The organism is uncultured Phascolarctobacterium sp. (genome assembly GCF_958349595.1).
GTDB lineage: Bacteria > Bacillota > Negativicutes > Acidaminococcales > Acidaminococcaceae > Phascolarctobacterium.
Window position 1 is genome coordinate 230,977 of the sequence record NZ_CATWDQ010000002.1, and the last position, 24,548, is coordinate 255,524.

Genomic DNA, 24,548 nt, shown 5'->3' on the forward strand with positions numbered 1-24,548 from the left:
GAGAAGGCCATGTTTGGAAAAAATAAAAAAGATGTAGTTGCAGTCAGTACTTTACCTTTGGAAGAGTTTGAATTTCTGCTCGGGAAGAATTCCATTTTATGCGGTAATTTGCAGACGAAGGGCGCGTCCCGTATCGATGGTAACTTTAAAGGGATTATCGTTTCGGAAAACGATGTCCTGATAGGTACGAGCGGCATGATAGAAGCAAATATTTTTGGGGAAAATGTTACGGTGGCCGGGCACGTCAACGGCAATATCGTGGCGCGCGGGACTTTAGAGATCCTGGCCTCCGGTGTTCTGAACGGAGATGTCAAAGCGGGTAATCTGGTGGTAGAGACCGGCGCCGTTCTGCGTGGCAATATTGGCGGTATTGAAGGCATCGAGAATCCGGAGCTGCCGCAGGCCCCTGTTACTGAAGAAAAATAAAATGCTGCCCCTGATATCTGCTGTAGATTTAGAAGAAATACTTGACACTGTAAGCTGCAATTGATAATATTGTAGTTGTCTAAATTTATATTTTAATGACGATGAACGGAAGTAGTAAAAGTACGGAGTTTACAGAGAGGATATGCCCGGCTGCAACATATCCAGCTTTATGGCTTTGAAGTCGTCCGCGAGTCGGTGAACTGAACAGAAGTAGGTTCATCCGTAGGCGCACGTTACGCGTTTCAAGTGTCCGGATCGGTTTTTGGCTTTAGATCTGGGAAAATAGGTGGTACCGCGGAATTTTTCGTCCTGTTCTTAATATGGAACAGGACGTTATTTATTTTTAGGAGGCTGTAAAATGGCAGAAGAACACAATATACCAAAGGTTTATGATCCGGCGTCAGTCGAGAAAAAATGGTATAAATATTGGGAAGAGCATCGTTATTTCCATGCTGAAGTAGAAGCTGACAAAAAGCCGTTCAGCATCGTGATCCCGCCGCCGAATATTACCGGTCAGCTGCATATGGGCCATGCGCTGGATAATACGCTGCAGGATATTTTGATCCGCTGGCATAGAATGATGGGCGATAATACTTTGTGGATGCCCGGTTATGACCATGCTGGTCTGGCTACGCAGATCAAGGTAGAGGAAGTTTTGAAAAAAGAAGAAGGCAAGACCAGGTATGATCTGGGCCGTGAGGAATTTATCAAACGCGTCTGGGAATGGAAGGACAAGTACGGCGACCGTATCATTGAGCAGCTGAAAAGCCTGGGTGTTTCCTGTGATTGGGAGCGCAAACGCTTTACGATGGACGAAGGCTGTTCACAGGCAGTGCGCGAGGTTTTTGTTTCTTTGTATGAAAAAGGACTGATCTACCAGGGCAGCCGTATCACTAACTGGTGTGTCAACTGCAATACCGCTTTAAGTGATATTGAGGTGGAACATGAAGATGATGCCGGCAATCTGTGGTATGTCCGTTATCCTGTTGTGGGTGAAGCTGATACCTATCTGACTATTGCCACTACCCGTCCTGAGACGATGCTGGGCGATACTGCCGTCGCGGTAAATCCTGAAGATCCGCGTTATGGGCATCTGGTCGGCAAAATGCTGCAGCTGCCGCTGACTGACCGTCAGATCCCTATCATTGCTGACAGCTATGTTGACCTGGAATTTGGTACCGGTGCTGTTAAGATCACGCCTGCTCATGACCCTAACGATTTTGAAATGGGGATGCGCCATAATCTGGAGAGCATCGTCGTTATCGGCATGGATGGGAATATGACTGAAGAAGCCGGGAAGTTTGCAGGACAGGAGCGGTATGAATGCCGCCGCAATCTGGTCAGCGAGCTGCAGGAAAAAGGCTATTTGGTAAAGATCGAAGAGCATAATCATGCTGTTGGGCATTGCCAGCGCTGCCGCAGCGTCATAGAGCCGTTGGTTTCCAAACAGTGGTTTGTGAAGATGGAGCCTTTGGTAAAGGCTGCTGTGGATTGCGTTGAGGATGGCAGGACGCAGTTTGTGCCTGAGCGTTTTACGAAAACCTATACCGGTTGGATGGAAAATATCCGTGATTGGTGTATTTCCCGCCAGATCTGGTGGGGACATCGGATCCCTGTATGGTATTGTGATGATTGCGGCGAGGTTATTGCGTCGCGTGTCGATATCGATAAATGTCCGAAATGCGGCGGCGCCGTGCATCAGGATGAAGATGCGCTGGACACGTGGTTCAGTTCGGCTTTATGGCCGTTTTCCACGATGGGCTGGCCTGAAAAAACGCCGCTGCTGAAGCAGTTTTATCCCACCAGTGTTTTGGTGACCGGTTATGACATCATCTTCTTCTGGGTAGCGCGGATGCTGATCATGGGCATGGAATTTATGAAGGATATTCCTTTTGATAAGGTCTTTATTCATGGTCTGGTGCGTGACAGTCAGGGACGTAAGATGAGTAAATCGCTGGGCAATGGTATCGATCCGCTGGAAGTTATCGAAAAGTATGGTGCTGACACTTTGCGCTTTATGCTGATCACAGGCAATACACCCGGTAATGATATGCGTTTTTACTGGGAACGTGTGGAAGCGACACGTAATTTCGCCAATAAGATCTGGAATGCGTCGCGCTTTGCGCTGATGAATATGGAAGGCTATGATGCCGGTGCCAAACAGGCTCCCTATACGCTTGCTGATCAGTGGATACTTTCACGGCTGCAGCATACGGCTAAGGATGTTACCGAACTTTTGGGACGGTTTGAACTGGGCGAAGCAGGCCGCCTTATTTATGATTTTATCTGGAGCGAGGTTTGTGACTGGTATATTGAACTGGCGAAACCGCGTCTTTATAATAAAGAGGACGCAGAGGCCAGAGCTACGGCGCAGCATGTGCTGGCAGAGGTGCTGACTTCGGCCATGAAATTACTGCATCCGTATATGCCGTTTATTACCGAAGAGATCTATCAGTGCCTGCCGCATGAAGGCGACAGCATCATGATCGCGCCCTGGCCTGTTGCTGACGAGTCTTTGATCGATGATAAGGCGGAAGCAGGGATGACGGCCATTATGGAAAGCATCAAGGCTATCCGGAATATGCGGGCAGAGGTCAACGCGGCGCCCGGTAAAAAGGTGCCGGCGATTTTGCTGGTAAATGCCGAGCTGCGCGAGGTCGTAGAGGCTAATAAGAGTTATATCAGGCTGATGGGCAGTATCGATGAGCTCACGATCGCTGATATTGGTGCTGATAAGCCTGAAAACGCCATGGCTGCCGTTATTGTCGGTATCGAGGTATATTTACCTCTGGCCGGGTTGATCGATGTAGAAAAAGAGACTCAGCGTCTTAATAAAGAACTGGAAAATATGGATAAGGAAATCAAACGTGTTACCGGGAAGCTGAATAATGCAGGCTTTTTAGCGAAGGCTCCGGCTGACGTAGTTGAAAAGGAAAAAGCTAAAGCAGAGGAACTGAGCGGCAAAATGGAAGCTGTAAAAGAACGTCTGGCTTATTTGGCGACTTTAAAGTAACAGCCGAAGCGGCGCGGATACTCCGCGCCGCTTTTTGTGTGTTGATCATTGGAGGTTAATATGAATTATCAGGAAAGTCTGGCCTATCTGGACAGCTTGGGCAAATTTGGTATTCGTTTGGGTATGGAGCGTATTGAAGGATTACTGCGGGAGTTAGGCAATCCGGAACAGCAGATAAAAACGATCCATGTAACAGGAACAAATGGCAAAGGGTCCGTCAGCAGTATGATCACTAATATTTTACTGGCGGCCAATTTAAAAACAGGTAAGTTCACTTCGCCGCATTTGGTCAAATATAACGAACGGATCACTATTAACGGGCAGGACATCGACGATGACAGCTTTGCAGATTTGCTGACTATTGTTAAAACGGCGGCAGACAGCGTAGTAGCAAAGGGAGTTTGTGAGCAGCCAACACAGTTTGAGGTTTTGACTGCTGCTGCTTTTTTATATTTTGCTTTGGAAAATGTTGATTACGCAGTAATTGAAGTGGGGATGGGCGGACTTTGGGATTCGACAAATGTTATCACTCCGATAGTTTCGGTTATTACCAACGTCAGCCTGGACCATACTGACCGCTGCGGAAAAACTGTGGAGCGTATCGCGATGCAGAAAGCCGGCATTATTAAGGAAAACGTGCCGGTAGTGACTGCGGCAGAAGGTGACGACGCGCTGGGACCGATCAAAGCCGTTACGATGTTCAAGCAGGCCAAGCTGTATATTTATGGCCGTGCTTTTTGGGGTACGGAAGTGGAAAGCTCGATGGAGGGACAGACTTTTACCCTGCATGCCGGCGAGTATTACAGCTCTGATTACAGCATCAGACTGCCGGGAGAACATCAAATCGCGAATACGTCCGTAGCTATAGTAGCGGCTAAACTGGTCTCCAAGCAGGATGACAGGATCAACGAGCTGGCTTTGCATATAGGCGTTGCCAACACTGTCTGGCCGGGAAGATTGGAGCGGATCGCTCAAGCGCCTGATGTGATTTTAGACGGCGCGCATAATCCGGCCGGAGCGGAGGCCCTGAGAAAGGCCCTGGATAAGTATTATCCTGAGGCCAAAAGGATCTTTGTTTTGGGAATGATGGGTGACAAAGATATGACAGGAGTTATAAGCAGACTGATCAGACCTATGGACATCGTCTATACAGTAAAAGCTGACGACGGAGCCAGGGCTGCTGCTGCTGAAGAGCTGGCAGGACTTGTGGGAGTGCAGGCTTTAGCTATGAGCAGGCTGGCGGATGCGTATGAAGCGGCCGTAAGCAGGGCTGATTCCGACAGCGTCGTGTGTATCTGTGGTTCTCTTTATTTAGTAGGTAATTTTAAGAATCTGCTCCTGAACGTGAAAGCAGGGTGTCATTGATGGCTGCTGCGGCTGAAAAATATGCCCATCTGGAAAAATATGTGTATTGGCTGTTATTGTTTACGATAGCGGTCATTCCTTTGCAGCAGGAGGTGACGGCGGCGCTGGTTGCGGTTACAGGTGTCTGTGGCCTGGCTGTTGCGTTTTTGCGGCGTCATGTTCCGAGGCAGCCTGTTTTGCCGCGGGCAGTGCAGCTTTTGCTGTGGCTGCTGTTACTGCTTGGCTATTGGTCGCTGCACAATTCGGCTGATGAGGCGTTGTCTACCTACAATTTTATTTATGTTGTGGGACAGTATACTGTGCTGGTGTGGCTGCTGCTGCACTATGGTTCGGGACCCGACCGGGACGGTGCGTCGGTGCTGGATTGGCGGCAGTGGCAGAGCTGGCCCCGGCCTCTGCAGATACTAAGCGTTTTTTTAGGGATGTCGCTGTTGGTTTCCGGTTATGGTATTGTGCAGCATTTTACCGGCGTTGTGCCGACTGAGGCCTGGGTCGATAATGACGCTTTTCCTGAATTGAAAACACGGGTTATTTCTACTTTGGTCAATCCTAATATTTTAGGCGGATATTTGGTACTGGTCATTTCTGTGGCGACAGGGCTGCTGAGCACCAGCCGGGAAAAATCGTGGCGGCTGGTGCTGGGCGTCTGCGTTTTGGCAGCTGGTCTGTGTTTGCTTTATACATATTCCAGAGGTAATTGGGTCGCTTTAGCTGCGGCGCTGGTGTTGTTTTGCCTATGCTTCTGCCGGCGGGCGTTGTTACCGCTGTTGGGCGTCGGTATGCTGGGGATCTGGTTTGCCGGCGGCGCTGTCTGGCACAGGCTGATTTCTATTTTTGGTACCGAGGATACTTCTGTTGCTTTAAGGTTTGCCTATCTTGAAAGTACTTTATTTATTATCGAAGAACACCCGTGGGGCGTTGGCTGGTACGGATATCAGTTTATTTATCCGGAATATGATTTTTATCTTAATAATCCCAATGTGATCATGTACCATTGCCATAATTTGTTGCTGAATATCACAGCAGAGCTTGGCTGGCAGGGATTGATAGTATTTTTGCTTTTGTGGGGCTGCGTTATCTGGAAAGCTGTTGAACTGGCGCGCTCTGGCAAACGTGAGTGGCTGCAGGGGTTCGGCCGGGGATATTTGATGGCGGCAGCAGGTATTTTGGTAGGCGGGCTTACCGATCACGTTTATTTTAATATGCAGATGGGCCTGTTGTTTTGGCTCTTTGCAATTTTAATAATGGTATGTTCAGAATTTAACAAAAAATTAACAGAAACATAACCATAAGGAGAAGAATTAGATTTAGCTTTACAGGAAAAACTTGGCAAGTTAAAATAAAATCAGAGAAATATGGAATCGTAGGGGGAGCAGTATGGATTTAAGGGATGTGCAAAAACTTTTGGATGCTAAAATCTGCGCGGGCGGAGAATATCTGGACCGGCAGGTTGAAACCTGCTGCGGGTCGGATCTTATGAGCGATGTTTTAGCCTTTACAAAATGTAAAACTTTGCTTTGTACGGGGCTTTCTAATATGCAGGTGATACGAACTGCTGATATGACCGATTTGTGCGGTGTTATTCTGGTGCGGGGAAAACTGCCGGGAGAAGATATGCTGCGCGAAGCGGCAAAAAATAAACTCCCGATCATGTCGACCGACTATACGTTGTTTGAGGCCTGCGGCATTCTTTACAGCAACGGCTTAAGAGGCTGTTCAAGAAAGGCGGAGAGCAATGAGTGATTCTAAATCGGTAAAAATACATTATGATGTTGCCGGTGATGATTTTGACAGAGCAGGGGAAGCTTCCGCCGGTTTGAAGCGGCTGCTGCAGAAAATAGGCGTTCCTGCTGATATTATCAGGCGTATTGCCATTGGAACCTATGAAGCGGAAATGAATGTGATCATTCATGCCGGCGGCGGGCAGGTAGATGCTGAGATTTTCCCGGAAGAAACTGTTGTCTGCATTGCGGATCAGGGGCCTGGGATTCCTGACATCAAACTGGCGATGCAGGAAGGTTGGTCCACAGCTCCCGATCATGTAAGGCAAATGGGCTTTGGCGCCGGGATGGGCCTGCCGAATATGATAAAATGTTCGGATGATTTTGATATCCAGTCAACAGTTGGTTCCGGTACTAATATCAAGATGAAATTCAGACATATCAGTGAAGACTTATAAGAGAGGTGATACGATGGCTGGGGGATATTTTCATTCCATACGCTTTTTGCGGCCGCAATGCCAGGGCTGCGTAACGTGCGTTAAAGCTTGTCCGACTGAAGCCATTCGTGTCCGCAACGGTAAAGCCGAACTTATTGAAGCGCGTTGTATTGATTGCGGTGAGTGCTTACGGCGTTGTGGTTATCATGCTATTGTAGCAGAGACGGATAAACTGGAAGAAATTGAACAGTTCAAATATAATATTGCATTGCCTCCGCCGTCTTTATACGCGCAGTTTCCGCCGGAAATAAGTGCGGCGGCAATTTGGGAGGGCTTGCATCGGCTGGGGTTTGATGAAATTTTTGATGTAGCAGTAGCTTCAGAATATATTTCTTTGGAAATTGCTGCTTACCTGAAAAATTATAACGGCGGCAGAAAACCTTTGATTTCCTGCACCTGTCCGGCAGTCTTAAGACTGATCCAGGTCAAATTTCCGGAACTCATCAAACAAGTCGTGCCTGTACTGCCGCCGACAGAGGCTGCTGCTATTTATGTAAAAAATGAAGTCATGCAGCGTACCGGTTTGCAGGCAGAAGAAATAGGCGTCTGGTTTATTGCTCCGTGTCCTTCCAAAAATGCTAATATCAGACAATCCGTTGATGTCCTGCATACGCAGATCAACGGCAGCTTAAGCATTTCGGAGATTTACGGAAAATTGCTGAAAATCATGGGCGGCGAAATTCAGCCGGAGCAAAAAGTTACCGCCGGCTCTTCTTATGGCCTGGGCTGGGGCAGCTATGGCGGGGAACTGGCAGCTGCCGGGATCGAGAACGGTCTGGCGGTGAACGGCATCAATGATGTCTATGACGTGCTGGAACAGATTTCACTGAATAAGATGCGCGATGTTGATTATGTAGAATGCTCTGCCTGCAGCGGTGGCTGTATTGGCGGCCCGCTGACTGCTGAAAATAAATTCGTGGCTGAGAAAAATCTGAAATTAAGACTGAGCGCGATGCGCCTGAACGAACCGGAGGAACGTCTGGCAACTATGGCTCAGAGTATGGTCTGCAAGGATTTCCCCCAATCGGCTTCTTATGTAAAAAAATTGATTCCGCGTCCGATGATGCAGCTGGATGACGATATTTTGGAAGCTATGAAGAAATTTGAAAAGATGGAAGAGGTCCTCAGAGCTTTGCCGGGTCTTGACTGTGGCGCCTGTGGGGCGCCAAGCTGTCAATGTCTGGCGGAAGATATCGTGCAGGGCAAAGCTAATGAAATCGATTGCATTTTTAAACTGAGAAGCAGTGTAAAGCGTTTAGCGCATGGAATGCTGGAGCTGGCAAAACAGATACCCATTGCCAGTGAGCCGGATGAAGAGCTGCGGGAGGATGGTGAAAGCGATGCAAGTACGTGAAGTTATGGAAAGCCTGGGGTTGAAGCTGGTGACTAAGGAAGTTCCTGTAGAGGCGGACGTTGTTGGCGGCTATGCTTCTGATCTTTTGAGCAATGTTATGGGACAGGCAGCACCGGGTATGGTCTGGGTGACAATGCAGGGACATCAGAATATAGCGGCAGTTGCGTCTTTGATCGGACTGTCTGCAGTTATAGTGGCTGGCGATGCGCCCATAGAAGAGGATACTTTGAAAAAAGCAGAGCAAAATGATGTTGTGATCTTGGCTACGCCTTTGCCTGCTTACGATGTTATTGGTAAGCTTTACGAGCTTGGTATCAGGAATGTGCAATGAAAACCCTTATCGGAGATTTTCATATCCATACCCTGCTTTCACCCTGTGCCGAGATTGAAATGACGCCGCATCATATAGTGATGCAGGCTGCTGAATATGGCGTGCAGCTGCTGGCGGTCACCGATCATAATGCATCCGCTAATGCTGTGGCCGCAGTTCAGGCCGGGGAACGGTATGGTGTTAAGGTTTTTCCGGGCATGGAGGTTGAATGCAGGGAAGAAGCGCATATAGTGGCGCTGTTTGATAATCTGAAGCAGCTGCGGCGCTGGCAGAAAATAGTTGATTTTTCGATGCGTGGTCTTAAGAATATTCCTGAACGTTTTGGGGCGCAGTTTGTCGTTGATGATGACGATAATTTTGTTGCGGAAGAAGAGCGGATGCTTTTAGGACCGTTGCAGCTTTCCGCTCAGGAAGTAGTGCGGAAAGTAAATGAGATCGGCGGGCTGTGCCTGGCTGCCCACATAGACCGGCCTGCATACAGTTTGCTGATGCAGCTGGGCTTTATTCCTCCTGATATGGGCTTGTTTGGCGTAGAGATAAGCCGCAACAGTTTAGCTGAACTGACGCAGCTTAAGCTGAAAAGACTAGCTAGTGATTTGCCCTATGTTACTAATTCTGACGCGCACAGGATGCTTGAATTTTTAGAAGGGCCTAAAAACCGGATCACGATCGAAGAGGCAACTGTGGCAGAATTAAAACTGGCCCTTGCGGGAAAAGCTGGCCGCAGTTGGCTTCCAGGTTATTTTATTAGTGATCTTAAATATTAGTTACACTAAAAACATAAAGTGTACACTATTTGGTGCTAAATTTGATAAATAGTGTTGATTATATATGTTTTTTTTGCTATAGTAGTATTCGTACATTAAAGTTTAGGGAAATGGAGAGTGTACTATGAATATGGTTGACAAAAGATGCAGTTGCTGCGGCGGAGAAAATCCTGAGAAGGTGCAGATCGATGCTATTCTGGCGAAATATCAGGGAAAAAAAGGATCTTTGATCCCGATTTTGCAGGAAGTACAGGCTCTGTACAATTATTTGCCTAAGGACGCTTTAGAGTACATTGCTTCAAGTACGGGAACGCCTATTGCGCAAATTTACGGTGTTGTTACTTTTTATTCCCAGTTCCATCTTAATCCGCGCGGACGCAATATTATCCGTGTTTGTCAGGGGACTGCCTGCCATGTGCGCGGCGGTAAAGTTATTTTGCAGACTATTGAAAAAGAACTTGGCATCAAGGCCGGACATACTACGGAAGATCTGCGCTTTACCCTGGAAACTGTTGCCTGTATCGGCGCCTGTGGTTTGGCTCCGGTTATGCAGGTCAACGAAGATACTCACGGACGTCTGACTCCGGATAAGCTGGCACCTATTTTGGCTAAATATCAATAATAATCATGCGTGAATTGTCTTTACATATTCTTGATTTAGCGCAGAATTCCATAGAAGCCGGAGCCCGTAACGTAATAATTGAAATAAATGAAAATGAAAATGGTTTTTTTGTTTTTCGTATCAGTGATGATGGACATGGCATGAGCGAAGAATTGCTGCAGAAGATCCGTGATCCTTTTGTGACCACACGTACTACGCGTAAAGTGGGTATGGGTATACCGTTCATGGACATGGTCACGAAACAATGCGGAGGGCATTTGCGGATCCAATCACGTAAAGGTGAAGGCACAGTCGTAGAAGCTGCTTTTGCGAAGGATAATATCGACCGGCCGCCTTTAGGCGATATCGTGTCAAGTATCAAAGTGCTGCTGGTAGGCACTCCGGAGCTGGAATTGCAGTTCATCTATAAAATAGGTGCCGCCGGATTTGAAGTTGATACAAAAACTATCAGGTCGTTCCTTGGAGATGAAGCAGATTTCACAAGACCTGAGGTTTATACGTGGCTTGAGGAATATTTAAAACAGGAAATATCGCGGTTGCGGTGTGAGCAGGAGGTATAAAATGAAAACGTTGGAAGATTTGAAGGCTTTGCGCGAAAAATTGAAAGCGGATATGAAAGTGCGCCAAAACGACGGTACCAAAATAATCATTGGGATGGGCACCTGTGGTATTGCAGCTGGTGCGCGCGAGGTGATGACTGCTATTTTGAATGAACTTGCAGTGCGTAAACTCACTGATGTTCAGGTACAACAGACAGGCTGCATCGGTATGTGTGAAAAAGAAGTCCTGGTAGATGTTGTTCGCCCGGGCGAGCCGCGGATTACTTATGGCAAAGTAAAACCTGAGGACGTGAAAAAGATCATTGCAGAACATGTTGTCAATGGCCGTATTGTCGAAGAGATGGTCGTAGGCAAAATTATGCAGGACTGATTTGATAAGATTTGGAGGGAAAGCATATGCAGCACATTAGAGCACACGTCCTTATTTGCGGAGGTACAGGATGTAAATCTGCCGGTTCCAAGGAAGTACAGCTTGCTTTTAGCCGTGCTATTGAAGCCAAAGGTCTGAGCGATGAAGTAATGGTAGTGGAAACGGGCTGTCATGGATTTTGTGAACATGGCCCGCTGGTTATAGTGTACCCTGAAGGCACATTTTACTGCCGGGTCAAGGCTGAGGATGCGGAAGAAATCGTTGAAAGCCATTTGTTTAAAGGACGCATTGTTGAACGGCTGCTTTACCATGAGCCGCTGACTCATGAAAGTATACCTAATTATTCGGAAATCAATTTTTATAAAAAACAGCACCGGCTGGTTTTAGCAAACTGCGGCGCTATCAACCCTGAACAAATCGAAGAATATATTGCTGTCGGCGGTTATGAAGCTTTGGCTAAAGCCGTAACTACTATGAGTCCGGAAGATGTTATTGAAGAAATCAAAAAGTCCGGACTGCGTGGCCGCGGCGGCGGTGGTTTTCCTACAGGAATGAAATGGCAGTTTGCCAAAGCGTCTGTCAGTGATAAAAAATATGTTATCTGTAACGCTGATGAAGGCGATCCGGGAGCGTTTATGGATAGAAGCGTTTTGGAAGGCGATCCGCATAAGATTTTGGAAGGTATGGCTATCTGCGGTTATGCTATAGGCGCTGATGAAGGCTATATTTATGTACGTGCTGAATATCCGCTGGCTATCAAACGTCTGCGCATAGCGATTGAACAGGCTGAAGCGATGGGCTTGCTGGGCGATAACATTTTTGGTTCCGGCTTCAGCTTTAAACTGCATATTAAAGAAGGCGCCGGCGCTTTCGTCTGTGGTGAGGAAACTGCGTTGATGGCTTCAATAGAAGGCAAACGCGGCATGCCGCGTCCGCGCCCGCCGTTCCCGGCCGTTGCCGGGCTTTGGGGAAAGCCTACCAACATCAATAACGTAGAAACTTTTGGTAATGTAACTTCTATTATTACTAACGGAGCTGACTGGTATGCCGGCTTCGGTACTGAAAAGTCCAAGGGCACCAAAGTATTTGCTCTGACAGGCAAAATAAATAATACCGGTCTGGCTGAAGTTCCTATGGGTATTACGATGCGCGAGATCATTTATGATATCGGCGGCGGGATTACCGGGGGCAAGAAATTTAAAGCGGTGCAGATCGGCGGACCGTCCGGCGGCTGCCTGCCGGAATCGATGCTTGATCTTTCGATTGACTATGATTCTTTGACAGCTGCTGGTGCCATGATGGGGTCCGGCGGTCTGGTAGTTATGGATGAAGATACCTGTATGGTTGACGTAGCGAAATTTTTCCTCAATTTTACTCAGTCGGAATCCTGCGGTAAATGTACTCCCTGCCGCGAAGGTACTAAACGTATGCTGGAAATCCTGACTCGTATCACTGAAGGTCAGGGCAGGGAAGGCGATATAGAGCTTTTGGAAGAGCTGGCCAGAAATATTAAAGAGACGGCTTTATGCGGGCTTGGCCAAACTGCGCCTAATCCTGTGTTGAGCACTTTGAAATATTTCCGACACGAATATGAAGCGCATATCAAAGAGAAGCGCTGTCCTGCCGGTGCCTGTGAGAAACTTGCCAATTACGAGATCACAGATGCATGCAGAGGCTGCGGTTTATGCGCACGCCAGTGCCCAGTTAATGCGATTTCCGGGGAAATTAAAAAGAAACATGTTATTGACGTAACTAAATGTATAAAATGCGGTGCCTGCATGGCGGCTTGTCCGTTCAAGGCCATTACTAAGGGTTAAGGGAGGATTATAATAGATATGGAAATGATTACCTTAACGATCAATGGGCAGACTGTACAGGCCCCTAAAAATGCTACGATTCTTGAAGCGGCACGTTCTGCCGGCATTCATATCCCTACGCTTTGCCATCATCCGGAACTTGCCCCGGAAGGCGCCTGCAGACTGTGTGTCGTAGAAGCGACCGGCGCTCGTACGCTTGTTGCTTCCTGCGTTTATCCGGTTGCGGAAGGCATGGTTGTGAAAACCAATACTGATAAAGTTCGTGCGGCCAGAAGGATGGTTGTGGAGCTGCTGCTGGCCAATCATCCGAAAGACTGCCTGGCCTGTCAGAAGAGCGGCGACTGTGAACTGCAGAAAATAGCTGCCGATCTGGGCCTGCGCAAGATCAGGTTTGAGGGCGGTGCCAGGAAGGCGCATACTATTGATGCCAGCAATCCCTGTCTGGTGCGTGATCAGGAAAAATGTATTTTGTGCGGACGCTGCATACGTGTTTGCCGTGATGTGCAGGGCATGAGCGTTTACAGCTTTGCTGAACGTGGATTTGATACTATCGTCTCGACTGCATTTGAGCAGGATCTCGGCAAAGTAGAGTGTTCTTACTGCGGACAATGCGCGAGTGTTTGTCCGACTGGTGCCATAGTGGAAAAAGACGATACTGAAAAAGTCTGGTCTGCTATCAATGATCCTGATAAGATCGTCATCGTGCAAACTGCACCGGCGGTGCGCGTAGCTTTAGGCGAAGAACTGGATATGGAACCTGGTTCTATCGTTACTGGAAAAATGGTTGCGGCCTTGCGTAATCTTGGCTTCGACAAGATATTTGATACTAATTTCTCGGCCGATCTGACGATTATGGAAGAAGGGCATGAATTCCTTCACCGCCTGACTAATGGCGGCGTCTTGCCGATGATCACTTCCTGCAGTCCGGGCTGGGTCAATATGATCGAGCTTAAATATCCTGACTTATTGCCGCATCTTTCTTCTGCAAAATCTCCTCAGCAGATGTTTGGCGCTATTGCCAAGACTTATTATGCTGAAAAAGCAGGTATCGATCCGGCGAAGATCGTCAGTGTTTCGGTAATGCCCTGTACAGCTAAAAAGGCGGAAGCTGCACGTCCTGAAATGAACGCTTCCGGCTATCGTGATATCGATATTGTGATCACTACCAGAGAACTGGGGCGGATGATCCGCGAAGCCGGACTTGATTTTAAACACTTACCGGAAGACAGCTATGATTCTCCTTTGGGGACAGGCACCGGCGCCGCTGTTATATTTGGCACTACCGGCGGGGTAATGGAAGCCGCTCTGCGTACGGTTGCTGATGTTCTGACAGGTGAGGATCTAAAGGCTGTTGATTATAATGATGTGCGGGGAATGGAACAGACCCGTGAAGCGGAACTTACTATTGCAGGAAACACTGTAAAAATAGCTGTTGTCCATACTCTGGCTTCGGCGCGTAAGATGCTGGAGCGGATCAGAGCTGGAGAGGCAGATTACCAGTTTATTGAGGTAATGGCCTGCCCTGGCGGCTGCATTGGCGGCGGCGGGCAGCCGATCCCTGTTAATGCGGAAATCAGAAAAGCACGCAGGGAAGGGTTGTTTGATTGTGATAGTGCTAATGAGTTACGAAAATCACATGAAAACCCGGAAATTAAAGAGCTTTATGATACTTGGTTAGGTAAACCTCTCGGAGAAAAAGCTCATAGTCTACTGCATACGCACTATTGCCAACAAGTGCGCTGAAAGTGCTAATTTGATACCACAAAACACCCCTTGAGTAGTCTATCTCAAGGGGTGTTTCTTTGTAAATTGTAAAGAAAATGCTTGCCATGTTACAGTTTTACTGGTATCATATGAGATATAGCATTTAAATCCAAAATTGTTAAAAAAGTAAAAAAAGTAGCAATTTTGTCTAAAATTTACTGCTTTTTTTGTGGTATAATGTATTTGGACACAAAAAGTTCAAAAAGAAATCACAATTGAAGTTTTTTTTTGAAGGATTTTTTGTGAGGGCGTCGAAGTAAATTAAAGCAGAACTAAATATCAGGATATGTTTTAGCAGTTGGTAGACAGGAGAACATGGATGTTCGACTGAAAGCTTTGCCTGCTTGACAGTTTGCGATTCAGAGCGTAGCCACTTTGGATGGAAGTAAGCTGGCACTTGGCTATGTTTTGTTTTCGTAAATCAAAACTTCTGAGTGCTCCTTTTTTATGGGTAAAATCTTATTCGGTAAAGAGTAGTTTATGGTTTTATATTTGTTTTTTTACCGACTAAGTGTATTTTTTACTAGTGAGGTTAATAGACCTCATTGGCATTAGCCACAATTTGTTTTATTTACAAGGAGGAAGGTAAACATGATCGACATTAAAGATCGCGTATGCGAAGCAGTAGCCGGCAAAATTATGAGCGCCGAAGCAGCTGCAGAATTTGTAAAGGATGGCGACAACGTAGGTACCAGTGGTTTTACCCCGTCTGGTTATCCTAAAGCTGTGCCGCTTGCTCTGGCAGAAAAAGGCAAAAAAACTCCTTTCAAAATCAATGTTTGGACCGGCGCTTCTGTAGGCCCTGAAATGGATACCGCAATGACTGAAGCTGGTATCGTTGACCGTCGTATGCCTTATCAAACTAATAACGACATGCGTAAAGCAATCAATAACGGTTCTGTAAAATACACTGACATGCATCTGAGCCATGTTGCACAAATGACTCGTTATGGTTTTATGGAAAACCGCAGATGCGTTGACGTTGCTATTGTCGAAGCTTGCAAAATCATTGACCTTGGCAATGGTCAGGTTGGTTTGATTCCTACAACTTCCATGGGTAACTCCTCTTCTTATGTTCAATGTGCACCGAAAGTTATCGTTGAAGTAAATACTTCCCAACCGGTAGAACTTGAAGGCATGCATGACTCCTATGTTCCTTTGGATCCTCCGAATCGTAAAGCTATTCCCATCGAAAAACCGGAAGATATTATCGGCACTCCGTATATCCCCTGCGAATTAGACAGAATCGTTGCTGTCGTTCCCTGTGATATCACTGATAAAGTTCGTCCTTTGGGCGCTATTGATGAAGATGCTCAAAAAATGGGCAAAAATCTGGTTGAATTCTTTAAAGCAGAAGTTGCCGCTGGCCGTCTGCCGAAAAACCTGCTGCCGTTGCAATCCGGCGTAGGCTCTGTTGCTAACGCAGTTATCAATGGCTTAGTTAACTCTGATTTTGAAGATCTGACTGTATATACCGAAGTTGTTCAGGACGGCATGTTTGATCTGATCGACGCCGGCAAACTGCGTGTTTGCTCCGGTACTGCTTTGAGCCCGTCTCCTGACTGCCTCAAAAAATTCTATGATAACGTAGAAAAATATAAAAAATACATCATCCTGCGTCCGCAGGAAGTTGCCAACAGCCCTGAAATCGCACGTCGCATCGGCGTTATTGCCATGAACACTGCAATCGAAGTAGATATCTATGGCAACATCAACTCCACTCATATCTGCGGCACTAAGATCATGAATGGTATCGGCGGTTCCGGCGACTATGCCCGTAACGGCTTCCTGACCGTATTCTTCACTACTTCTCTTGCAAAAGGCGGCGCTATCAGCTCCGTAGTTCCTTTCTGCTCTCATGTTGACCATACTGAACATGATGTTGACGTTATCGTTTCCGAACGCGGTGTAGCTGACCTTCGTGGTTTGTCTCCGAAAGAACGCGCTTTGGTTATCATTGACAAAGTTGCTAATCCGAAATACCAACCGCTCCTGCTTGATTATTTCAAGAGAGCCTGCGAAGCTTGCGGCAACAGCCAAACTCCGCATCTTATGGATGAAGCTTTCGCCTTCCATGATCGTTTCGTAAAAACCGGCACCATGGAAAAATAATTCTTAGTCAATGTTCTTGACTGAGATTGTTACCAGAAATATTTTGCCGGCAGGTAGCTAGTTCTGCCGGCAAACTTTACAGTTTATCTGTATCCAATCTGTTGACGAGGCCTTTGGGCTTTGCCATATACACCGTCTATGACGGACACTCTCACCATAATTCGGTCAGTCCAAACCGGATTGTGCAAAAACAATATTCTTAAGGAGGATTTGAGAATGGCAAATGAAACTCTGAAAGCTGGATTTGACAAGTACATGGCTGGCGTAGAAGCTAAACTTGCTAAAAATCCCGAACGTGCAAACCTTGAGCCTAACAGGCTCTACACCCCTCTCGACATCGAAGGCTTCGACTATGAGAAGGACCTTGGCTTCCCTGGTGAATATCCTTTCACTCGTGGTGTACAACCCACTATGTATCGTGGCCGTTTCTGGACCATGCGTATGTATGCTGGTTTCTCCACTGCAGAAGAATCCAACAAACGTTATCGTTACCTCTTGGCTAACGGTGGCAGCGGCTTGTCCTGCGCATTCGACCTTCCGACCCAAATCGGTTATGATTCCACCGATCCGATGGCTGAAGGCGAAGTTGGTAAAGTTGGCGTAGCTATCGACTCCTTGGCTGATATGGAAATCCTGTTCGACGGTATCTCCCTTGACCAAGTTTCCACTTCTATGACCATCAATGCTCCTGCATCCGTACTGCTTTGCATGTACATCGCAGTTGCTGAGAAACAAGGCGTTTCCGCTGACAAACTGCGCGGCACTATTCAAAATGATATTTTGAAAGAGTATGCTGCTCGCGGCACTTACATTTTCCCGCCGAAACCCTCCATGCGTTTGATCACCAATATTTTCGAATATTGCTCTAAAAACGTACCGTTGTGGAACACTATCTCCATTTCCGGTTATCATATCCGTGAAGCTGGTTCCACCGCTTCTCAGGAAATCGCTTTCACCATCGCTGATGGTATCGCTTATGTTGAAGCAGCTATCAAAGCTGGCATGGACGTTGACGCTTTTGCTGGTCGTTTGTCCTTCTTCTGGAATGCTCATAACAACGTACTCGAAGAAGTTGCTAAATTCCGCGCTTCCCGTCGTGTATGGGCTAAAGTAATGAAAGAAAGATTCAACGCTCAAAAACCGAAATCCATGATGCTTCGCGTACACACTCAAACTGCAGGTTCCATGCTGACTGCACAACAACCGAACAACAACATCGTTCGTGTTGCTCTGCAAACTGCTGCTGCTGTAATGGGTGGTACTCAATCCCTGCACACTAACTCCAAAGACGAAGCTTTGGCATTGCCGACTACTGAGTCTGTAACCATCGCTCTCCGTACTCAACAAATCGTTGCTTACGAATCCGGCTTGGCTGACACCGTTGATCCGTTGGGCGGTTCCTACTATGTTGAAGCTTTGACTAACAAAATCGAAGCTGAAGCTTGGGAATACATCAAAAAGATCGACGAAATCGGTGGCGCTCCTGAAGCTATCGCTAAAGGTTATATCCAAAAAGAAATCCAAGACTCCGCTTACAAATGGCAAATGGACATTGAAAAAGGCGACCGTATTATTGTTGGCGTAAACAAATTCCAACAAGAAGAAGAACCGCCGAAAAACTTGCTGCGTGTTGACGGCTCCGTTGGCAAATTGCAAGCTGATAAGATTGCTGCCCTTAAAGCTCGTCGTGACAATGCTAAAGTTGAAGAAACCTTGGCTGCTCTGGAAAAAGGCTGCGCTGACGAATCTGTCAACCTGATGCCTTTGATCCTTGACGCTGTACGTGCTTATGCAACTGAAGGCGAAATCTGCGGCGTAATGAGAAAAGTATTCGGCGAATATCAATCTCATACTGCTCTGTAATTTAGAGCCAACAATAATAGGGAGGTAAGAAATAATGTCTAATATTAGAGTTTTAGTAGCAAAACCGGGTCTGGACGGCCATGACCGCGGTGCTAAAGTTGTAGCTCGTGCTCTGCGCGACGCTGGTTTTGAAGTTATTTACACCGGTATCCGTTTGACTCCGGAACAAATCGCTGAAGCTGCTCTGCAGGACGACGTTAAAGTTGTTGCTTTGAGCTTGCTTTCCGGCGCTCACAATACCCTTTTCCCGAAAGTAGTTGAACTGCTGAAAGAAAAAGGTTTGACCGACGTTCTGGTTATCGGCGGCGGCGTTATTCCTGACGCTGACATTCCTGGTCTGAAAGCTGCAGGCGTTGCCGAAGTATTCACTCCTGGCACCCCTACTGGCAACATTGTTGACTTCATCAACGCTAACGTAAAATAATTAAGGTTCTCAAAAATTTTGCAGGCCGGGCTTGTCCCGGCTTGCATCATACAATTTTTATTGGACCTCAACAAGGCGGTGTGATCATTGAATATTGTTGAAGGCGTATTAAATAATTCTCGTTTGGCATTGTCCAAAGCTATAACTGCTGTAGAAAACGAGTATGATAATGCTGTTGAAATAATGACAGCTATTTATCCCCACACCGGTAATGCTTATGTCGTCGGAATCACCGGACCTCCGGGCGCCGGCAAAAGTACTTTGACCGATAAACTTGCTAAAGAATACCGTAAACGCGGTAAAACAGTTGGTATTATTGCAATTGATCCTACCAGCCCGTTTTCTGGCGGCGCTATTTTAGGTGACCGCATCAGAATGCTGGATCTTACTGCAGATGAAGGTATCTTCGTTCGTTCTATGGCTACACGCGGAAGTTTAGGCGGATTGTCACAAAAAGCGGGCGATGCTGTTAAATTGATGGATGCATATGGTTTTGATGTTATCATCGTTGAAACTGTTGGCGTCGGTCAGTCTGAAGTAGATATTGTTAAAACTGCTGATACCACAATGGTTGTCGTTATTCCTGGTATGGGTGATGATATCCAGGCTATCAAAGCAGGCATACTTGAGATCGGTGACCTTTTCACGATCAATAAAGCTGACCGTGAAGGTACAGATAAGCTGAACATTGAAATAGAAATGATGTTGGAATTAAACCCCGAGCATGTTGGCTGGCGTCCTCCTATCAATCGGACTGTCGCCAGTAAGGGTGAAGGTATAGAGGCCGTTGTTGACTCTATTGAAGAGCACAGGGCATATTTGATTGAATCTGGTGAATTGAGTAAAATCCGTAAAGCCCGTATTAAAAACGAGGTTACGGCAATGCTTAATGACAGAGTCAATCGTTACATCGACAAAAATGTGGTAGCAACTTCTGAATTTGATGTTTTGGTTGAAAAACTGCAAGTTCGTGAAATTGAGCCGTATTCCGTTGTCGCTGACATTGTTGGTAAAGTTTTAAGATAAAACAGCCAAAAATTACTTTTTAGGAGGAATTAGAAATGTTTAAAACAATTTGTGTTGACCATGTAGGCATTGCTTGCAAAGATTTGGACGTATCCAAAAAATTCTACACTGAAGTTCTTGGTTTAACTTGCACTGGTGAAGAAGCAGTTCCTGAACAAGGCGTAAAAACTGTATTCATTCCCTGCGGCGAAACTTTGCTTGAGCTCCTCGTTGATATCACTGAAAATAACGATGGCCCTATCGGCAAATACATCGCTAAAAACGGCCAAGGTATTCAACATATCGCTGTTCGCGTTGACGACATCCAAGCTGCTATCGATGGCTGCATCGAAAAAGGCGCTGCTATGATCGACAAAGCTCCTCGCGGTGGTGCTGGCGGAATGGATATTGCTTTCGTTCATCCTAAATCCGTAGGCATTTTGCTTGAGCTCTGCGCTCCGGCAAAAAAATAATTCCGTAAAATACGGAATTAAAGAAATCTTTGTAAAAGATTTTATTTTTAAGTTGTTACATACTGCACGGATGCGGATCAAGGTGTCTGCATCCGCGTAGATGTATATAAAATAAGGTTCTCCCAATAATGATGGAGGTGTAAGATTTGTCTACTCAAGCAAAAATTGAGAAAATGCTCAAAAAGTCCGAAGTAATTCTGGCTGCAGGCGGCGAAAAACGTGTTGCTAAACAACACGAATCCGGTAAAATGACTGCACGCGAAAGAATTGCTGCACTCCTCGACGAAGGGTCCTTTGTTGAATTGGATCGTTTCGTAAAACATCGTTGCACAAACTTCGGCCAAGAGAAGAAAGAACTTCCTGGCGAAGGTGTAACCACCGGTTACGGCACTATTGACGGCCGTCTGGTTTATGTATTTGCACAGGACTTCACTGTAGAAGGTGGTTCCCTGGGCGAAATGCATGCTGCTAAAATCGTAAAAGTACAACGTCTGTCCCTGAAAATGGGTGCTCCGCTTGTTGGCCTCAACGATTCCGGCGGTGCTCGTATCCAAGAAGCAATCGATGCTTTGGCTGGTTACGGCAAAATCTTCTTTGAAAACACTATTGCATCCGGCGTAGTTCCTCAGATCTCCGCTATCATGGGTCCTTCCGCTGGCGGCGCTGTATACAGCCCGGCACTGACTGACTTCATCTACATGGTAAAGAACACTTCTAAAATGTTCATTACCGGCCCTGCAGTAGTAAAATCTGTTACCGGTGAAGACGTAACCCAAGAACAACTGGGTGGCGCTATGACCCACAACAGCACTTCCGGCGTTGCACATTTTGCTGCAGAAAACGACGAAGACTGCCTGCAACAGATCCGCTACCTTCTGAGCTTCCTGCCTTCCAACAACATGGAATGTGCACCTATCGTAGAAACCGGTGACGATCCGATGCGTATCGATGAGTCTCTGAATACATTGCTTCCGGATAACTCCAACCAGGCATATGATATGAAAGACGTTATCAAATCCATCGTAGACAACGGTGAATTCTATGAATCCCAACAATATTGGGCAACCAATATCATCACTTGCTTTGCACGTATGGATGGTCAAACCGTAGGTATCATTGCAAACCAACCGAAAGTAATGGCTGGCTGCCTGGATATCAACGCATCTGACAAATCCTCCCGTTTCATTCGCTTCTGCGATGCTTTCAACATTCCTTTGCTGAACTTGGTAGACGTACCTGGCTTCCTGCCTGGCTGTAACCAAGAATACGGCGGCATTATCCGTCACGGCGCAAAAATGCTGTATGCATATTCCGAAGCAACTGTACCTAAAATTACTGTAGTAACCCGTAAAGCATACGGCGGTTCCTACTTGGCAATGTGCTCTCAAGATCTGGGCGCAGACCAGGTAATTGCATGGCCGACTGCAGAAATCGCAGTAATGGGACCTGCAGGTGCAGCTAACATCATTTTCAAAAACGATCCTGATGTAAAAGCAAAAACGGAAGAGTACATCGATAACTTTGCAACTCCGTACCAGGCAGCAATGCGCGGCATGGTAGACATGGTAATCGAACCGAAGAACACCCGTCCCACCATCATCAACGCTTTGCAAATGCTGCAATCCAAACGTGAAACCCGCCCGGCAAAACGCCATGGCAATATTCCTTTGTAATTTGCAGCTTGGAGCATAGTGCTTAATTAATTAAGAAGAATGAGGTGAAATAATGGGTCCTGTAACTACTAATCCCTGGCTGATTGCTTTGATCAATATGACCATAGTATTTGGCGTATTGGCATCTTTGGGTGTTTTGATGAAAATCATCTACATGGTAGATCCTACTCGTCAAAAAAAAACAGCTAATCCAGTAGCAGCGCCGGCACCGGCAGCAGCACCAGCTGCTGTAGCAGCGCCTGTACAGGATGACAGCGAGATCATTGCTGTTATCGCTGCAGCTGTAGCGGCTCTCGGCCATTCTGCCGAGGAGATCGCCTGCGTACGCCGTCTGCCTGAAGCAGGCTGGACACAGAATGCTCGTATTGAGGCAATCAGTGTTCGCAAAGAATGTTTTTAATTTTTTGTTATTGACCAATCTATTTTAATTATGAGATTTTAAGGAGGATTCATATCCATGAAAAAGTATACTATTACCGTTAACGGCACTGCATATGAAGTAGAAGTTGAAGATATGGGCGGTGCTGTAGCATCCGCACCGAAAGCTGCTGCACCGAAAGCTGCACCGGCACCTGCCGCTGCTCCGGCACCGAAAGCTGCTGCTGCTCCGGCACCGGCTGCAAAACCTGTAGCTGCAGGCGCAGCAACTATCAGCGCTCCGATGCCTGGTAAAGTTCTCGAAGTAAAAGTTAAAGTTGGCGACGCTGTTAAAGCCGGCGACGTAATCATGGTTCTCGAAGCAATGAAAATGCAGAACGAGATCATGGCTCCGGCTGATGGCACTATCTCTGATGTTCGCGTATCCGCAGGCCAGACTGTTGGTACCGGCGACGTTATGATCGTAATGTAATTTATTTAAACATTACGGGGCACAATTAACTTTTGTATCGAAAGAGAGCGGTAATATATTTTTGAAAAGCTCTCAAATAATTGAACATTGGGAGGATATAAATGGAAGCATTTGTAGTTGCTTTACAATCCGTATGGAACGACAGCGGTTTCTCCGCTTTCACCATGGGCAATGGCATCATGATGCTTGTTGGCATCATTCTGCTGTATCTTGCTATTGGTAAAGGCTTCGAACCTTTGCTGCTTTCGCCGATCGCATTCGGCTGTCTGCTGGCAAACGTTCCTAAAACCGGTTTTGAGGATCAACCGGGTGTTATGCAGGTAATTCTTTATGGTATTCACCATGAAATTTTCCCGCCTTTGATTTTCTTAGGCGTAGGCGCGATGACAGACTTTGGTCCGTTGATCGCTAACCCGAAAACCTTGCTTCTGGGTGCAGCTGCTCAGGCAGGCGTATTCATTTCCTTGCTGGGCGCTATGATGCTTGGTTTTACTATTCAGGAAGCATCTGCTATTGGCATCATCGGTGGTGCTGACGGCCCGACTGCTATCTATCTGGCAGCCAAAATGGCTCCTAACCTGTTAGGCGCGATCGCAGTAGCAGCATATTCATATATGTCATTGGTTCCTTTGATCCAACCGCCTATCATGAAACTTTGCACTACTGAAGCAGACCGTAAAATCGTTATGGAACAATTGCGTCCTGTTTCCCATTTTGAAAAAATCGTATTCCCGATTGCTACAACTATCGTTATCAGCTTGTTGCTCCCGCCTGTAACTGCTTTGATCGGCATGTTGATGCTGGGCAACCTGTTCAAAGAAGCTGGCTGTCTGGACCGTCTTTCTGACACCGCACAGAATGCTTTGATGAACATTGTAACCATCATGCTGGCAACTGGTACTGGTTTGACTATGAAGGCAGATTCTTTCCTGAATTATCAAACTATTTTGATCATCTGCCTTGGCCTGGTTGCATTTGCAGCCGGTACTTTTGCTGGCGTTGTCTTTGGTAAAATCTTGTGTATTGTTGACGGCGGTAAAACTAATCCGCTTATCGGTTCCGCTGGTGTATCCGCAGTTCCGATGGCAGCACGTGTATCTCAGATAGTTGGTCAGAAAGCTAATCCTGCTAACTTCCTGCTCATGCACGCCATGGGTCCGAACGTAGCCGGTGTTATTGGTACCGCAGTTGCTGCAGGCGCAATGCTTGCAATGATCGGTCCTGTAAAATAATTGTCATTATGGATAATAGAAATAGGTGCACATTGAGTGTGCACCTATTTTTTTTGGAAAAACGCATGAGTGATCATTATTGAGTAACTCAAAGACGTGTGAAGAAAATTGATGGTCATTGATAAAACAGGATGTAAAAGCAATAAAGCAGGTTGCCTTAGAGCATTCAAAAATATTTTTGTTTTTGATCATACTTCCTGAGTGGAAACAAAAATATAAGTGTGTTAAAAATAGTATTAATGTACTATAATAATATACGTCGATGTCAAAAAAAGTGTAAATTAAGTGAAACTTACACTTTCAAAATTG

At 46.5% G+C, this 24,548-nt stretch carries 23 protein-coding genes and 1 other annotated feature; all 23 genes read left to right on the forward strand.

Going from position 1 to position 24,548, the window contains the following annotated elements; all coding sequences use genetic code 11:
* Nucleotides 1–9 precede the first annotated feature (9 nt).
* The 23 genes from Q4G98_RS02695 to Q4G98_RS02805 all read left to right on the forward strand — a co-directional run bounded on the left by Q4G98_RS02695 (nucleotide 10) and on the right by Q4G98_RS02805 (nucleotide 24,239).
* Complete coding sequence (locus Q4G98_RS02695) at nucleotides 10–426, forward strand: polymer-forming cytoskeletal protein (RefSeq protein ID WP_177561879.1); 417 nt, start codon at nucleotides 10–12, stop codon at nucleotides 424–426.
* A gap of 92 nt (nucleotides 427–518) precedes the next feature.
* Nucleotides 519–741 (forward strand) — a binding site (T-box leader).
* Nucleotides 742–784: 43 nt separating this feature from the next.
* Nucleotides 785–3,439, forward strand: a complete 2,655-nt coding sequence (locus Q4G98_RS02700; protein ID WP_177561877.1) for a valine--tRNA ligase — start codon at nucleotides 785–787, stop codon at nucleotides 3,437–3,439.
* Between the two features lie 60 nt (nucleotides 3,440–3,499).
* A complete protein-coding gene (locus Q4G98_RS02705; RefSeq protein WP_298563729.1) occupies nucleotides 3,500–4,804 on the forward strand; it encodes a folylpolyglutamate synthase/dihydrofolate synthase family protein in 1,305 nt (434 codons plus the stop codon).
* On the forward strand, nucleotides 4,804–6,090 hold the full coding sequence (locus Q4G98_RS02710; RefSeq protein ID WP_298563730.1) for an O-antigen ligase: 1,287 nt from the start codon (nucleotides 4,804–4,806) through the stop codon (nucleotides 6,088–6,090). The genes Q4G98_RS02705 and Q4G98_RS02710 overlap by 1 nt, the downstream gene beginning before the upstream one ends.
* Nucleotides 6,091–6,181: 91 nt before the next feature.
* Complete coding sequence (locus Q4G98_RS02715; RefSeq protein ID WP_177561871.1) at nucleotides 6,182–6,547, forward strand: DRTGG domain-containing protein; 366 nt, start codon at nucleotides 6,182–6,184, stop codon at nucleotides 6,545–6,547.
* Nucleotides 6,540–6,983: an anti-sigma regulatory factor gene (locus Q4G98_RS02720; protein WP_177561869.1), complete on the forward strand. Its 444-nt coding sequence runs from the start codon at nucleotides 6,540–6,542 to the stop codon at nucleotides 6,981–6,983. The genes Q4G98_RS02715 and Q4G98_RS02720 overlap by 8 nt, the downstream gene beginning before the upstream one ends.
* Before the next feature lie 13 nt (nucleotides 6,984–6,996).
* Entirely contained in the window at nucleotides 6,997–8,376 is a 1,380-nt protein-coding gene (locus tag Q4G98_RS02725; protein ID WP_177561867.1) for a [Fe-Fe] hydrogenase large subunit C-terminal domain-containing protein, read from the forward strand.
* Nucleotides 8,363–8,707, forward strand: a complete 345-nt coding sequence (locus tag Q4G98_RS02730; RefSeq protein WP_293719672.1) for a serine kinase — start codon at nucleotides 8,363–8,365, stop codon at nucleotides 8,705–8,707. Before Q4G98_RS02725 ends, Q4G98_RS02730 begins: the two co-directional genes overlap by 14 nt.
* Nucleotides 8,704–9,474 carry a PHP domain-containing protein gene (locus Q4G98_RS02735; protein ID WP_177561863.1) on the forward strand — a complete coding sequence of 257 codons (771 nt, stop codon included), beginning with the start codon at nucleotides 8,704–8,706 and terminating at the stop codon, nucleotides 9,472–9,474. The genes Q4G98_RS02730 and Q4G98_RS02735 overlap by 4 nt, the downstream gene beginning before the upstream one ends.
* Before the next feature lie 124 nt (nucleotides 9,475–9,598).
* A complete protein-coding gene (gene nuoE, locus Q4G98_RS02740; protein WP_293546093.1) occupies nucleotides 9,599–10,096 on the forward strand; it encodes an NADH-quinone oxidoreductase subunit NuoE in 498 nt (165 codons plus the stop codon).
* A 5-nt stretch (nucleotides 10,097–10,101) separates the two neighbouring features.
* A complete protein-coding gene (locus Q4G98_RS02745) occupies nucleotides 10,102–10,656 on the forward strand; it encodes an ATP-binding protein (protein WP_177561861.1) in 555 nt (184 codons plus the stop codon).
* Nucleotide 10,657: 1 nt separating this feature from the next.
* A complete protein-coding gene (locus Q4G98_RS02750; protein ID WP_177561859.1) occupies nucleotides 10,658–11,026 on the forward strand; it encodes a ferredoxin in 369 nt (122 codons plus the stop codon).
* A 26-nt stretch (nucleotides 11,027–11,052) separates the two neighbouring features.
* A complete protein-coding gene (gene nuoF / locus Q4G98_RS02755) occupies nucleotides 11,053–12,843 on the forward strand; it encodes an NADH-quinone oxidoreductase subunit NuoF (RefSeq protein WP_177561857.1) in 1,791 nt (596 codons plus the stop codon).
* An 18-nt stretch (nucleotides 12,844–12,861) separates the two neighbouring features.
* On the forward strand, nucleotides 12,862–14,586 hold the full coding sequence (locus Q4G98_RS02760) for an NADH-dependent [FeFe] hydrogenase, group A6 (protein WP_298563740.1): 1,725 nt from the start codon (nucleotides 12,862–12,864) through the stop codon (nucleotides 14,584–14,586).
* Nucleotides 14,587–15,198: 612 nt separating this feature from the next.
* Nucleotides 15,199–16,719, forward strand: a complete 1,521-nt coding sequence (locus Q4G98_RS02765) for an acetyl-CoA hydrolase/transferase family protein (protein WP_298563743.1) — start codon at nucleotides 15,199–15,201, stop codon at nucleotides 16,717–16,719.
* A gap of 216 nt (nucleotides 16,720–16,935) precedes the next feature.
* Complete coding sequence (locus tag Q4G98_RS02770) at nucleotides 16,936–18,582, forward strand: methylmalonyl-CoA mutase (protein WP_177561851.1); 1,647 nt, start codon at nucleotides 16,936–16,938, stop codon at nucleotides 18,580–18,582.
* Between the two features lie 34 nt (nucleotides 18,583–18,616).
* On the forward strand, nucleotides 18,617–19,006 hold the full coding sequence (locus Q4G98_RS02775) for a cobalamin B12-binding domain-containing protein (protein WP_177561849.1): 390 nt from the start codon (nucleotides 18,617–18,619) through the stop codon (nucleotides 19,004–19,006).
* A gap of 87 nt (nucleotides 19,007–19,093) precedes the next feature.
* A complete protein-coding gene (gene meaB / locus Q4G98_RS02780) occupies nucleotides 19,094–20,032 on the forward strand; it encodes a methylmalonyl Co-A mutase-associated GTPase MeaB (RefSeq protein WP_177561847.1) in 939 nt (312 codons plus the stop codon).
* A 35-nt stretch (nucleotides 20,033–20,067) separates the two neighbouring features.
* Nucleotides 20,068–20,484, forward strand: coding sequence for a methylmalonyl-CoA epimerase (gene mce, locus Q4G98_RS02785; RefSeq protein WP_177561845.1), 417 nt, complete (start codon nucleotides 20,068–20,070; stop codon nucleotides 20,482–20,484).
* 173 nt (nucleotides 20,485–20,657) lie between these two features.
* Nucleotides 20,658–22,157: a carboxyl transferase domain-containing protein gene (locus Q4G98_RS02790; RefSeq protein ID WP_177561908.1), complete on the forward strand. Its 1,500-nt coding sequence runs from the start codon at nucleotides 20,658–20,660 to the stop codon at nucleotides 22,155–22,157.
* 52 nt (nucleotides 22,158–22,209) lie between these two features.
* Nucleotides 22,210–22,557 (forward strand): OadG family protein, encoded by a 348-nt coding sequence (locus Q4G98_RS02795; RefSeq protein ID WP_298563750.1) that lies wholly within the window; start codon nucleotides 22,210–22,212, stop codon nucleotides 22,555–22,557.
* Between the two features lie 57 nt (nucleotides 22,558–22,614).
* Nucleotides 22,615–23,007 carry a biotin/lipoyl-containing protein gene (locus Q4G98_RS02800; RefSeq protein WP_293720679.1) on the forward strand — a complete coding sequence of 131 codons (393 nt, stop codon included), beginning with the start codon at nucleotides 22,615–22,617 and terminating at the stop codon, nucleotides 23,005–23,007.
* Nucleotides 23,008–23,108: 101 nt separating this feature from the next.
* Complete coding sequence (locus tag Q4G98_RS02805; protein ID WP_301961828.1) at nucleotides 23,109–24,239, forward strand: sodium ion-translocating decarboxylase subunit beta; 1,131 nt, start codon at nucleotides 23,109–23,111, stop codon at nucleotides 24,237–24,239.
* The last annotated feature ends 309 nt before the right edge of the window (nucleotides 24,240–24,548 follow it).

Bases quoted from the DNA above. Each gene is read 5' to 3' on its own strand.
- Q4G98_RS02695 (WP_177561879.1), top strand. From the start codon at position 10: ATGTTTGGAAAAAATAAAAAAGATGTAGTTGCAGTCAGTACTTTACCT.
- Q4G98_RS02700 (WP_177561877.1), top strand. From the start codon at position 785: ATGGCAGAAGAACACAATATACCAAAGGTTTATGATCCGGCGTCAGTC.
- Q4G98_RS02705 (WP_298563729.1), top strand. From the start codon at position 3,500: ATGAATTATCAGGAAAGTCTGGCCTATCTGGACAGCTTGGGCAAATTT.
- Q4G98_RS02710 (WP_298563730.1), top strand. From the start codon at position 4,804: ATGGCTGCTGCGGCTGAAAAATATGCCCATCTGGAAAAATATGTGTAT.
- Q4G98_RS02715 (WP_177561871.1), top strand. From the start codon at position 6,182: ATGGATTTAAGGGATGTGCAAAAACTTTTGGATGCTAAAATCTGCGCG.
- Q4G98_RS02720 (WP_177561869.1), top strand. From the start codon at position 6,540: ATGAGTGATTCTAAATCGGTAAAAATACATTATGATGTTGCCGGTGAT.
- Q4G98_RS02725 (WP_177561867.1), top strand. From the start codon at position 6,997: ATGGCTGGGGGATATTTTCATTCCATACGCTTTTTGCGGCCGCAATGC.
- Q4G98_RS02730 (WP_293719672.1), top strand. From the start codon at position 8,363: ATGCAAGTACGTGAAGTTATGGAAAGCCTGGGGTTGAAGCTGGTGACT.
- Q4G98_RS02735 (WP_177561863.1), top strand. From the start codon at position 8,704: ATGAAAACCCTTATCGGAGATTTTCATATCCATACCCTGCTTTCACCC.
- nuoE (WP_293546093.1), top strand. From the start codon at position 9,599: ATGAATATGGTTGACAAAAGATGCAGTTGCTGCGGCGGAGAAAATCCT.
- Q4G98_RS02745 (WP_177561861.1), top strand. From the start codon at position 10,102: ATGCGTGAATTGTCTTTACATATTCTTGATTTAGCGCAGAATTCCATA.
- Q4G98_RS02750 (WP_177561859.1), top strand. From the start codon at position 10,658: ATGAAAACGTTGGAAGATTTGAAGGCTTTGCGCGAAAAATTGAAAGCG.
- nuoF (WP_177561857.1), top strand. From the start codon at position 11,053: ATGCAGCACATTAGAGCACACGTCCTTATTTGCGGAGGTACAGGATGT.
- Q4G98_RS02760 (WP_298563740.1), top strand. From the start codon at position 12,862: ATGGAAATGATTACCTTAACGATCAATGGGCAGACTGTACAGGCCCCT.
- Q4G98_RS02765 (WP_298563743.1), top strand. From the start codon at position 15,199: ATGATCGACATTAAAGATCGCGTATGCGAAGCAGTAGCCGGCAAAATT.
- Q4G98_RS02770 (WP_177561851.1), top strand. From the start codon at position 16,936: ATGGCAAATGAAACTCTGAAAGCTGGATTTGACAAGTACATGGCTGGC.
- Q4G98_RS02775 (WP_177561849.1), top strand. From the start codon at position 18,617: ATGTCTAATATTAGAGTTTTAGTAGCAAAACCGGGTCTGGACGGCCAT.
- mce (WP_177561845.1), top strand. From the start codon at position 20,068: ATGTTTAAAACAATTTGTGTTGACCATGTAGGCATTGCTTGCAAAGAT.
- Q4G98_RS02790 (WP_177561908.1), top strand. From the start codon at position 20,658: ATGCTCAAAAAGTCCGAAGTAATTCTGGCTGCAGGCGGCGAAAAACGT.
- Q4G98_RS02795 (WP_298563750.1), top strand. From the start codon at position 22,210: ATGGGTCCTGTAACTACTAATCCCTGGCTGATTGCTTTGATCAATATG.
- Q4G98_RS02800 (WP_293720679.1), top strand. From the start codon at position 22,615: ATGAAAAAGTATACTATTACCGTTAACGGCACTGCATATGAAGTAGAA.
- Q4G98_RS02805 (WP_301961828.1), top strand. From the start codon at position 23,109: ATGGAAGCATTTGTAGTTGCTTTACAATCCGTATGGAACGACAGCGGT.